The organism is Plectonema cf. radiosum LEGE 06105 (genome assembly GCF_015207665.1).
In the GTDB taxonomy this organism is placed as follows: domain Bacteria; phylum Cyanobacteriota; class Cyanobacteriia; order Cyanobacteriales; family Nostocaceae; genus Rivularia; species Rivularia radiosa_A.
In genome coordinates this window covers 1-12,163 of sequence record NZ_JADEWL010000061.1, presented here as the reverse complement: position 1 = coordinate 12,163, position 12,163 = coordinate 1, and the positions used below count along the sequence as shown (strand labels likewise).

The 12,163-nt window shown below is 40.1% G+C and carries 8 protein-coding genes; 3 read left to right on the top strand and 5 right to left on the bottom strand.

Translation table 11 applies throughout. The annotated features are described in order from the left end of the window. Positions 1 to 94 precede the first annotated feature (94 nt). From IQ247_RS17770 to IQ247_RS17760, 3 genes are all read left to right on the top strand, one after another. Positions 95 to 361 (top strand): glutaredoxin family protein, encoded by a 267-nt coding sequence (locus tag IQ247_RS17770; RefSeq protein ID WP_193922370.1) that lies wholly within the window; start codon positions 95 to 97, stop codon positions 359 to 361. 201 nt (positions 362 to 562) lie between these two features. Further along, positions 563 to 2,092 carry a UDP-N-acetylmuramoyl-L-alanyl-D-glutamate--2,6-diaminopimelate ligase gene (locus IQ247_RS17765; RefSeq protein WP_193922326.1) on the top strand — a complete coding sequence of 510 codons (1,530 nt, stop codon included), beginning with the start codon at positions 563 to 565 and terminating at the stop codon, positions 2,090 to 2,092. 177 nt (positions 2,093 to 2,269) lie between these two features. Then, a complete protein-coding gene (locus tag IQ247_RS17760; protein ID WP_193922324.1) occupies positions 2,270 to 3,703 on the top strand; it encodes a DICT sensory domain-containing protein in 1,434 nt (477 codons plus the stop codon). A 107-nt stretch (positions 3,704 to 3,810) separates the two neighbouring features. Here the strand turns inward: IQ247_RS17760 and IQ247_RS17755 are convergent, their stop codons facing one another. The 5 genes from IQ247_RS17755 to psaA form a co-directional block, all read right to left on the bottom strand. Next, the gene (locus tag IQ247_RS17755) at positions 3,811 to 5,316 is read right to left on the bottom strand and encodes a histidine kinase dimerization/phospho-acceptor domain-containing protein (protein ID WP_193922322.1); all 1,506 of its coding nucleotides are present in this window, start codon (positions 5,314 to 5,316) and stop codon (positions 3,811 to 3,813) included. 783 nt (positions 5,317 to 6,099) lie between these two features. Then, on the bottom strand, positions 6,100 to 6,300 hold the full coding sequence (locus IQ247_RS17750; RefSeq protein WP_193922320.1) for a photosystem I reaction center subunit VIII: 201 nt from the start codon (positions 6,298 to 6,300) through the stop codon (positions 6,100 to 6,102). A 71-nt stretch (positions 6,301 to 6,371) separates the two neighbouring features. Beyond that, positions 6,372 to 6,884 (bottom strand): photosystem I reaction center subunit XI, encoded by a 513-nt coding sequence (locus tag IQ247_RS17745; protein ID WP_193922318.1) that lies wholly within the window; start codon positions 6,882 to 6,884, stop codon positions 6,372 to 6,374. Positions 6,885 to 7,360: 476 nt separating this feature from the next. Further along, positions 7,361 to 9,583, bottom strand: coding sequence for a photosystem I core protein PsaB (psaB, locus tag IQ247_RS17740; protein ID WP_193922316.1), 2,223 nt, complete (start codon positions 9,581 to 9,583; stop codon positions 7,361 to 7,363). 156 nt (positions 9,584 to 9,739) lie between these two features. Next, positions 9,740 to 12,049, bottom strand: a complete 2,310-nt coding sequence (gene psaA, locus IQ247_RS17735) for a photosystem I core protein PsaA (RefSeq protein WP_375341236.1) — start codon at positions 12,047 to 12,049, stop codon at positions 9,740 to 9,742. Between the last annotated feature and the right edge of the window lie 114 nt (positions 12,050 to 12,163).

Below are 12,163 nucleotides of genomic sequence, written 5' to 3'. Positions count from 1 at the left end.
GTATTGATAATTCCCAAATATCAGCTAACACTCAACAAGAGGTAGAGTTAGGAGTGATGAGATTTGAGATTGTTTCCTTTGTCGTAATATTATGATGCAACTAATCTTATACAGCAAACCGGGATGTCATTTATGCGAGGGTTTACAGGAAAAGTTGCAAACCATAATGCAAACTGATGATTTTGCCTATTTACAGTTGGAGGTTCGAGATATCACCACTCGTGAAGATTGGTTTGCTGCTTATCAGTATGAAGTACCCGTGTTATATGTAGTAAAAGATGATAATTTACAAACAATTCCCCGCTCTTCTCCTCGTACTTCCGTTACTCAGTTAGAAAAAATTCTCCGTTCGTATATTTAACTATTTGTATATGATGAAAAATGTTGCAAAATAACCCCAAGCAATGTGTGTGACTGATTTGGATGGGAAATTTTAGATTAAAAAAGCCTCTTGGTTGGGGATGATGACAATTCAAAATCCCCAATCAACCATCTTTAATCTTTTTAGATAATCCAAAATCCAAAATCCCAAATCCAAAATTAAATTGACGAGGTTAATAAGATGAAACTGCAAGAGTTATTAGGTGCTATTGATGCTATTTCTCAATTACCCGAACATCCAGCCATGGATGCTGAGGTAACAGGTTTAACGACGAATTCCCATGCCACTAATGTAGGAGATGTGTTTATTGGAATGCCGGGTACGCGAGTTGATGGCGGAGAATTTTGGGAAAGTGCGATAAAAGCTGGTGCTATTGCTGTAATTATTTCTCCTCAAGCTGCGGAAAAATTTCCTCCTCTAGCTCCTCCTTATCAACAGGGAGTTGGTGGAAATTCTCCTTGTGTGATTGTGGCTGCGGATATGGTTAAAGCTTGCGCTCAATTAGCTGCGGCTTTCTTTGATTATCCCGGACAAAAGCTCAAGTTAATTGGTGTAACGGGGACAAATGGTAAAACTACAACCAGCCATTTGATTGAATATTTTCTCAACAAAGCCGATTTATCTGCTGCCTTGATGGGGACTCTTTACACTCGCTGGAAAGGTTTTGTCCAAACTGCTGCTTATACTACACCGTTTGCGGTAGAGTTGCAAAAACAATTGAAAGCTGCTCTCGATGCTGGTAATGAATTCGGGACAATGGAAGTTAGTTCCCATGCTTTGGATCAAGGAAGGGTTTTGGGTTGCAAGTTTGAAGTTGGAGTATTTACTAATTTGACTCAAGACCACCTTGATTACCACAAGGATATGGAAGATTATTTTGCTGCCAAAAGTTTACTATTCGGTTCCGATTATCTCACGGGAAGGGCAATTATTAATGCTGATGACCCTTACGGTAAGCGATTAATAGAATCTTTAAATCAAAACAAGGTGTGGAGTTACAGCGTCAACGATTCCACCGCTGATTTATATATGAGTGACTTAAGTTACGAACCCAATGGAGTTAACGGTACTCTACATACTCCAAAAGGGCATATAGCTTTTAGTTCACCTCTTGTAGGACAATTTAACTTAGAAAATTTACTAGCAGCGGTAGGAGCCGTTTTACACTTCGATTTAGATTTACAATTAATAGCTGCCGCGATACCCGAATTTGAGGGAGTTCCCGGACGCATGGAAAGAGTACAAATTAGCTCAAATCAAGATATCAGCGTGATTGTAGATTATGCTCATACTCCCGATAGTTTAGAGAATTTGTTAAAAGCATCACGTCCATTTATTCCGGGTAAAATGATTTGTGTATTCGGCTGTGGTGGAGATAGAGACAAAACAAAACGTCCCAAAATGGGTAAAATCGCCGCCCATTTAGCCGATTTAGCCGTAGTAACTTCCGACAATCCCCGTACTGAAGACCCAGAAAGTATTTTACAAGATGTCTTAAACGGAATTCCCGACACAGTTAAACCGATGGTAATTTGCGATCGCGCTACTGCTATCCGCACTGCAATTATCGAAGCACAACCTGGAGACGGAGTTTTATTAGCTGGGAAAGGACACGAAGATTACCAAATTCTTGGAACGGAAAAAATCCACTTCGACGACAGAGAACACGCACGGGAAGCTTTAGCAGAAAGGTTAAAGGTTAAAGGTTAAAGGTAATATAGTTAACTCCTAACCCCTAACCCCTAACCCCTAACTCCTAACTCCTAACCCCTAACCCTATTCCCAAATTCTTATGTTTTTGTAAAAAAATTACACTTAGGAGGGAGAATCTAAGAAAGTATGATTTATTGCTGTATACTTCTTGGGTTTTCCTTCTTTTATTTTCTTATGAATTTATCTCCACCTGATAATTTATCTCTGTATGAGTTAGCGATGCAAGTACAAACACCTCCAAAGCATTTAACTCTTAGTTGTGGTACTCTGCTATCAATGGTCAGGTCACAATTTGATTTGCTGATTGAACAAAAAATATCGGCGACTATTGTGGTAAAATTTCCATTGATGAATATTTTGGATTCGGAATTAAAACGTTATCAACAGCATTTAAGTGATGCTACTATTTATAATTGTCAATTAGCTGGGGTTGAAGAAATTAAAACAGATACCAATAATTTCGATTCACAATCTTATCATTGGTCGTCTGCTGCTTCTCGAATCGACTTATCCCATAATTTAGTCCAAATTTTTACAGATAATCGCGAAATCAGACGAGAGTACTTTTTAATTGTTTTATCTCCAGAGTTTTGCAGCTTGATTTTGGCTCATCGTCGCCAAAAAAAACTGAAAAAGCGGATTTTGAATCAAAAAAATCATCATAAAATTCCGTCCCTCCCAGCTGTTCATTGTTTTGATGGTGAAATAATTCAACGAGTAGTAGATGGAATAAAAAATATAAGTCATTCAGAAGAGTTTAATTTAGCAACTAACGAGTTTATTTATCCTGAAACACCCCAAACAGCATTAACAAATCAATTATTGATTGCACAAATTCAACGACAAGAGGAAATAAGTTCTAGAAAATTTAAAAGTCGCTTCAGAAACTCCAAACAGCAAAATCAAACACTTCGTAGTGAATTGCAAGCTAAAGATGAATACTTAAGGAACGTATTTCAAGAATTACTTGCACCTTTAACTCATATCAAGACAGCCCTTTCATTACTGAATTCCCCCAGCATCAAAGCACCCCAACGACAACGTTATTTGGATATGATCAAACGAGAGTGCGATCGCCAAAATCATTTGATGACTGGTGCAATGGATTTAGTCGAGTTGGAGCGTCATTTAGGAACTGCTTCTTTAGAACCTGTATGCCTGTCTGAGGTGGTTCCAGGTGTGGTCAGCACATATCAACCTTTAGCACAAGAAAGAGGTATCATGCTGGCGTATACAGTACCCAATGATTTACCGAATGTTTGGTGTGTCAGTGGTGGATTAAGACAAATTGTCATTAATCTTCTTTCTAACTGCATTAAATTTACACCTAATGGTGGTCAAGTTTGGGTGAGAACTCGCACACAAAAAGGTTACGTCCAGTTAGAATTTAGCGATACTGGTGTAGGTATTCCAGAAAATGAAATTTCCCAAATATTTAACCGCTTTTACAAAGTGCGTCCCGTCGCTAATGAAGAAACCGGAAGCGCTGGCTTGGGTTTAACTATTGTAGAAAAATTACTCCAAAAATGCGGTGGAAGTATTTCCGTCTCTTCAATTCCCGGTGAAGGTTCTAGTTTTAAAGTACTTTTAGCAAGTATAAACAGTTGACAGTTGACAGTTGACAGTTGACAGTGGACAAAAATCTATTGATATGCGTCCTATCTGATCTCAAATCATACACCGTCGGAACTGATAACTGATAACTGATAACTGATTTACCCAGTATTAACTTTAAAACCATATTGTCCAAGTTTACCCAAGCAAGAACTAGAATTATTTACTCCTTCCAAAGGCAAATAAATCGTTAATACTTCTCCTTGTTGGGGTCGTTCCCGTACAATTAATTTACCACCAATAGCCTGGAATAAATGTTTAGTTGCAGCTAAATTCAGGCTAATTGTACCCGTTTCTGGCTGAAATGTAAGTAATTGACCGATGGCTTTACGAATGGGTTGTGTCGCAGATGATGTATCAAGAGTCGTGTTAGGTAGTAATTGTACCTTCAATTGGTCGCCTGCTTGAATTACTTGTACCTGAATATGACTACCCGCAGGTAAGTTACGAGTCAAGTTTTCCATTAAACCAGTCAAAACTCGATCGAGCATATTGGGATTAGTCACCACGGTAGGTAATTGTTGCGGTAAAACAACATCCAAAGTTAAATTTCGCCGATTTGCAGCTTGTTGCCAGCGAGGAATACTTTGCTGTAACATTTGCTCTAAACACATTGCCGTTAATGGGGAACCTGGGGAATTTACTGTAGAAGATGTTTCTAATTCCGCCGCTCTAAACAGCAATTCCATGCGGTCAATTTGTTCTGTACATTCGCGATCGATGGATTGTAAACGCTTCAAAACTTTAGCTGGCAAATCTTTTTGTTTTAACAGCAAACGAGTTGTAGTACGAATCGTTGTTAAAGGAGTACGTACTTCATGAGCAAAAGCTTGTAATAATTCTATATCCGAACGAGATGATTGTTTGGTCGATGTGGAAGTGGGGTAGTTATGATAATTAACTTCTTCAACTTTATTTCTAGACTCTCCCGTTGCTTGAGAATGAAACTTCGTTCCTTTATCTTCTAATTCTGGATATTCTGCGAGCAACAATTGACTAAATTGCATCACAATCCGATAGTCAGGTGTACTCGGATAATATTTTCCTACCAACCGATCCAATTCTAGGAATAAATCGGGATTACTTAACATTACCCTAGCCGCAAGAGCTTGCCATGCTTGCTCAACAACTTCTGGATCAAAGGAAAATAAAAAGCTGCCTTTATTGTTATTTTCTTCCGTTAAAACGATTACTAATGAAAATTTTTCTGTAAAAACTAGACAAAACTGTTCTTTTGATAGCGGATCTACCTCCAGTATAGGCAACACCAATTCATCAAAAGTGTTTTCTTTTGCTGTTTTGCGATCGCAAGACATATGAAAAGGCATCAAAGCCAGAGGATTAAATGGCTTTGCTGTAAAAGTTACCGCCCGTAAACATCCCCTAAGTAATGATTCGCACAACACGGGAGCGGGTGCAGTTAAAACCAATCCTTGAATTGTATCCGATGCAACTTCAGGCAAATATTTTAGCAGCAACTCTTCAGTAGCAGCTAAAGCAGTACGCCATTGCAGTTGTGCTTTCTGTAAAGAACATTCAGCTTTAGTCGCTTGACTTGGACTTAAAACTTCTTTTAAACTCGGCAATATCCATTTATATTTATACACTGGAGTTCACCCCTTAATTTCAAAGCGACTAACAGCTTCAGAAACTGGTGATTCACTATTTCTTAAGAGTGTACCGAGATATGTCTTAAGAAGGAAAGTAGTAGAACCGAACAACCGTAGGGGCGTTTTCCGTTAACAGTTAAGAATTGGTAATTGGTGATTGGTAATGGGTAATTGTCCCCTACCTGCAATACTTCATCAAAAAATTCCTCCTAAAGATAGATGCATAGTCCAAACTCAAGGTCGATTTAAATTCGAGTTTGATAGGGGTTAAATGGAGATAAAAATGGCTTTGGGAGAATATAAGCGTGCAGTTGGAACATTTCCGAGTCGCAACGACATTGAATATGCACTCTGCTATATAAAAACTAGACAAGTCTAGACTTTTATTTCTTGTTTCAACGGGGGCATGGGAGCGGTTAACCCTCAACAAGCTTACACGGTTAAGCCATCCGCGTGATTGTTAAACATCTTGATGTAGCTACGGTTTTTGCATATCAATCAAGAAAGCTTTTCTAAGATTTTAGCAAAAAACGAAGCATAAAATACATCAAAAAAATATAGACAATTGTCCCGAATTGACATTGCTTGTCTACAAAAAAGGTTACTAGTCAAAGCTCCCTCCTCCCTACCCTTACCCAGCAATGCAATCGAAGTAAAAACAACCATTTTGTATGGAAACCGGGTTTTTCGCGTTATTTCGGTAAATGGATTGAAAAATTCCCTTCGAGAACACAACACCAAAGTTAGGACTTATACAACTAGCACAATTAAAAACGAAAATTATGAGTCCATATTTATGACATTACCCATTAATTTATTACCGGGAACATCCGTTCTTTCTTCTTCAATATCTTCTTTTTCAATCCAAAGAAAAAGAATAGCGAAAACGGGGAAAGGTAAAATATAAAAAACTAACGGAATCATTATCCAAGGTAACCAGGAAGCTGCGTATTCTCCTGTAAGTTGCGTCATATCCACCATGATTTATTCTCCTGTTGAGATAGAAGTAAATAGGTATTGAAAATTTCGTTCTTATTTTTAGTTTTTAGCCATCAGCTAATATTAACTGCACCGCGAAGAATGGCATCTAAAGCATCAAAATTTTCTAGTAACAAGTATGCAAATACAGCACCCCCCATTGAACCTAGAAATACTCCGCCATTAAGTTGGTTCCATTCTTCACGAGTTTTTAATGGTCTCAGAGGGTCTTTACAATAAGAGTTATAAGCTCCACGGGGATTTCCTTGAAAAGTAGTCAAAGCAAAAATAGAAATGCCCAAACACGCTAATGCAGTGATAAAAATAGCCGTAATTAATCCACTTAAATTAGCTCCATGGGCAGTTTCTCGGAGTGGCCCAATTACAACCTCCGGTCCCACTAAAAAATAACCATGAGCCATACCAATTTCTAGCCCTCGCATAAAAGGAGTTAAACCTTTACGATAGGCAGGCAAATTATTAATAAAGGCTTTTGCTAAGGGAGAATCGTTGATTGGTGTGGATAAATTAGCAAGAAAGGGGTTGTCTTGATATGGTTTTATCAAATCTGTTTCGGTATTAGCCATATTTACCTGCTGATTGTTTTTGTACTTGTTAAAAATCTCTTATCTTTTATTTTAAAAAGAAATAGTCTCTAAATACAATATTTGATATTTAATTGTTATAAAAATCAATATTTATGAAATTAATTAATAATAAGAAAATCCTCTAACCGTTAGGCTTTGGCTCAAAGGTCAGAGGAGGTCGAATGACAAATTTTGTAAAGCTTAAAAATATTTTTTTGCGTTTTAATAATATTGCGACTCAAATAATCTAACTATTTTAGGACTTACACACAGACTAGGATTTTATGTCATTACGAGGGAAGCAAAGTAATCGTAAAGGCTTATTTTTAGTTGTTGCCTAAGTCCTATGTAAATTTCCAGAAAGTTGTCACAATTGCAGCAAAAATAATGATATTAACAACTTTCTTTTTCAACAATCATTTAATGATTGTTAATTGTTAACAGTTATCACGGTTAGCTGATAACTGTTAACTGATTTAACCTAATCGACTCGCCGTTGAAGCAATTAGAAATGCCCCATAGGTAGCAATATAACCAACTGTGAAGTGGGTTAAGCCAACCAAACGAGCCTGAACAATAGACAAAGCAACAGGCTTATCTCTCCAATAACCAAAAGATAATGGTGTTTGTTCGTGAGCCCAAGCGAGAGTTTCAATCAACTCTTGCCAATAACCCCGCCAAGTGATTAAGAACATGAAACTCACAGCCCAAGCTAAATGTCCTAAGAGGAACATCCAAGTCCAAACAGCAAGGTTGTTGGTACCGTAGGGATTGTAACCGTTAATCAGGGATGCTGAATAGTTCCACAAGTAATCTCGGAACCAGCCCATTAAATAAGTAGAATTTTCATTGAACTGGGCGACATTCCCTTGCCAAATAGCTAAATGCTTCCAGTGCCAGTAGAATGTTATCCAACCGAGAGTATTGAGCATCCAGAATATACCTAGGTAAGAAGCATCCCAAGCGGAGATGTCACAAGTCCCACCACGACCGGGACCATCACAGGGGAATGAGTAACCAAAATCTTTTTTATCCGGCATTAGTTTAGAACCACGGGCATCCAAGGCACCCTTAATTAAAACCAAGGCGGTGACGTGCAAACCGAGAGCAATTGCATGGTGAACCAGAAAGTCACCAGGACCAATTGTGAGGAATAACGAGTTAGTACTACTATTGATGGCATCTAGCCAGCCTGATAACCAAACATTAGCGTGATTAGGCCATGCTGTAGAAGCAATACTATCTGGATTCGACAACAAAGTATTAAATCCGTAGAGTGCTTTACCGTGAGCCGACTGGATAAACTGAGCAAATACTGGCTCAATCAGAACTTGTTTATCCGCTGCACCAAAAGCAACCTCTACGTCATTGTGAACGTACAATCCTAAAGTATGAAAGCCTAAGAATAGAGACACCCAACTCAGGTGAGCAATAATCGCTTCTTTGTGCTTCAAAACCCTGTCTAAAACATTATCCTTATTCAATTCTGGATCATAGTCTTTAATCCAGAAGATAGCAGCGTGGGAAAATGCCCCTACCATCAAAAATCCAGCTATGTATTGATGGTGAGTATAGAGCGCTGACATGGTGGTGAAGTCGCGAGCGATGAAAGCGTAGGGTGGCATCGAGTACATATGCTGTGCCACCAAAGAACTTGCTACGCCCAAAGCAGCTAGCGCTAAAGACAATTGGAAATGTAATGAGTTGTTGATTGTGTCATACAGTCCTTGGTGAGGTAAATTGAACTGTCCTTGCACCTTTTGCCCAAAGAAGTTTTTGGCATTGAGCATTTCCTTCATGCTGTGACCGATACCCCAGTTGGTACGGTACATATGACCCGCAACAATCAAAATTACTGCGATCGCTAAGTGGTGATGAGCCATATCTGTTAACCACAGCGATTCTGTTTGCGGGTGAAAACCACCTAAAAAAGTGAGAATTGCCGTTCCTGCACCTTCGTTCGTACTAAATAGATGATTTGCCGTATCCGGGTTTTGTGCGTAAATACCCCAGTTTCCCGTGAAAAAAGGTAACAATCCTTTGGGGTGGGGAGCCACAGCCAGGAAATTATTCCAACCAACATGAATACCGCGAGATTCTGGGATTGCAACGTGAACCAAATGTCCCGCCCAAGCCAAAGAGCTAATACCGAATAAACCTGCGAGGTGATGATTTAGACGAGATTCATTATTTTTAAACCAAGCAAGTCCGGGACGGAATCTAGGTCTGAGGTGCAGCCATCCTGCGAATAAGAATACAGCCGCAAGCAGTAAGAGAAACAATGAACCACCGTAAAGTTCATTATTTGTCCGCATACCGATGGTATACCACCAGTGGTAAACACCAGAGTAGCAAATATCAACGGGATTATGCGCTCCAGCTTGAGTAAAAGCCTCAATTGCTGGGGGTCCAAATTGAGCATCCCAAATTGCATGGGCAATGGGATGTACGTGGAGTGGATCTTTAATCCAAACTTCAAAGTTACCTTGCCAAGCAACGTGGAACAAAATACCCGATGTCCACAAAAAGATAATCGCCAAATGACCGAAGTGAGAAGCAAAAATCCTTTGATAAAGATTTTCCTCGGTCATTCCGTCGTGACTTTCAAAATCGTGAGCAGTTGCGATCGCATACCAAATGCGACGAGTCGTCGGGTCTTGTGCCAAGTCTTGGCTAAATTTGGGAAATTTAGTTGCCATAAACTTTTATTGTTTTTGAGTAAGAAAAAATCATTAGTTTTATTTACTCCCTTCCCGCTCCTGATTGTTATATCTTTTAAACTCTTTCCTCTGCGTTCTCTGCGCCTCTGCGGTTATATAATCAGGAATTTTTTAGCGGGATAGGAGTAAATTTCTTCAACCAAGTGCGCTCATTCGTGCTAGGAAGAATGCCCAAGTGGTAACAATTCCTCCCAATAGGTAGTGAGCGGCTCCCACAGCCCGACCTTGAACGATACTTAAAGCACGGGGCTGAATCGCAGTAGTAATTTTCAACTTGTTGTGCGCCCAAACAATCGATTCAATCAGTTCTTGCCAGTAACCACGACCGCTAAACAGGAACATCAAGCTAAAGCCAAAAACAAAGTGTCCAGCCAAGAACATTAACCCGTATGCAGAAAGTGCTGTATTGTATGAATTGATTACTTGGGAAGATTGCGCCCAAAGAAAGTCCCGCAACCAACCGTTATTCGTAATCGATGACATCGCAAAGTTTCCACCAGTAATGTGAGTGACTACCCCATTACCATCAACCGTCCCCCACACATCCGATTGCATCTTCCAAAAGAAGTGGAAAATTACCATCGACAGAGAATTATACATCCAGAACAGTCCCAAGAATACATGATCCCAAGCAGATACCTGACAAGTACCGCCGCGACCTGGACCATCGCAAGGAAAGCGGAAACCAAGGTTTGCTTTATCTGGAATTAAGCGCGAACTGCGGGCAAATAGTACACCTTTGAGCAGAACTAGCACTGTGACGTGAATTGTAAAAGCGTGGATGTGGTGAATTAAGAAATCCGCTGTTCCCAAAGGTATAGGCATCATTGCCACTTTACCACCTACGGCAAGAATACCACCGCCAAAGGCATAACTTACAGGCTCGTGCAAACCTGGAGCCGTCACTCCCAATCCAGAGGTTTGTAAATTGTGCAAGCCCCCAAACATATTCCCCAAAGGTGTAGCCGCTTGTAATCCCAGATTTCCGATTGCCATTGTGTGAATATGTTGTATCCACTGAGCAAAAACAGGCTGCAATTGAATTCCCGTATCCGAGAACATATCTTGGGGACGACCAAAAGCCCGCATAGTATCGTTGTGACAATATATCGCAAAGCTATGGAACCCGAGGAACTGACACACCCAAGCTAGGTGAGAGATAATTGCGTCTCGGTGTCGAATTACGCGGTCTAGGACATTGTTATAATTTATTTCCGGGTCATAGTCTCGCACCATATAAATTGCTGCATGAGCGGCGGCACCGACTATTAAAAAGCCTCCAATCCATATATGATGGGTGAACAGAGATAAAACCGTGGCATAGTCTGTCGCCAAATATGGATAGGGTGGCATCGCATACATATGATGGGCAATTATGATACTTAGAGAACCCAACATTGCCAGATTGACTGATAACTGAGCGTGCCAGGAAGTTGTCAGGACTTCGTAAAGACCTTTATGACCTCTAGGACCAATAAAGCTCAAAAATGGCAGCATATTCGGATTTCTCAGGTCATCGAGCATGAGCTTGATATTATGACCAATACCCCAATTAGTCCGGTACATATGACCGGCAACAATGAACATTACAGCTATAGCTAAGTGATGGTGTGCTATATCTGTTAACCACAAACCGCCAGTAGTAGGATTAAGACCACCGTTAAATGTCAGAAATTCTTTGTATCTATCCCAATTCAAAGTAAAGAATGGTACCACTCCACTCATAAAACCCCAATCAACGCCGGGATATAATCTTCCCATCAAGCTAGGGTTCAAGATGAATTCATGAGGTAGAGGAATATCCTTAAGAGCTACCCCAGCATCCAGCAGCTTGTTAGTAGGTAAAGAAACATGAATTAGGTGTCCGCACCAGCCCAAGGAACCCAAGCCTAAAAGTCCAGCTAAGTGATGATTTAACATCGACTCAACATTCTGAAACCATTCTAGTTTGGGAGCGCGTTTGTGATAGTGGAACCAACCAGCAAATAGCATCAATGCTGCCATTACCAAGGCTCCAATGGCTGTGCAGTATAATTGGAACGCATTTGTAAATCCAGCACCCCGCCACAGTTGGAAAAGTCCAGAGGTGATTTGAATCCCGTGGAAGCCATCACCCATATCGGCATTCAAAATTTCTTGACCAAATATAGGCCAGACTATTTGAGCGCTTGGTTTAATACCAGTGGGATTTGTCATCCAAGATTCAAAATTGGAAAAATTTGCCCCATGAAAATACATCCCGCTCAACCAGATAAAAATCACTGCTAAATGTCCAAAATGAGCGGCGAAGATTTTACGAGATACATCTTCTAAGTCACTGGTATGAGTATCGAAATCATGAGCAAGAGCGTGCAGATTCCAAATCCAAGTTGTGGTTTTCGGACCTCTAGCAAGGGAGCGATCAAAGTGTCCTGGTTTCGACCACTTCTCAAAAGAAGTAGGCACCGGATCTTTATCGACTACTATTTTTACTTTTTGCTCTCGCTCTGGAGTTATTGTCATAATGATTGTCTCCTTTTTGCAATAGGGTTAGGGGGAGCAGGGAGCGGGGTTGGGGGG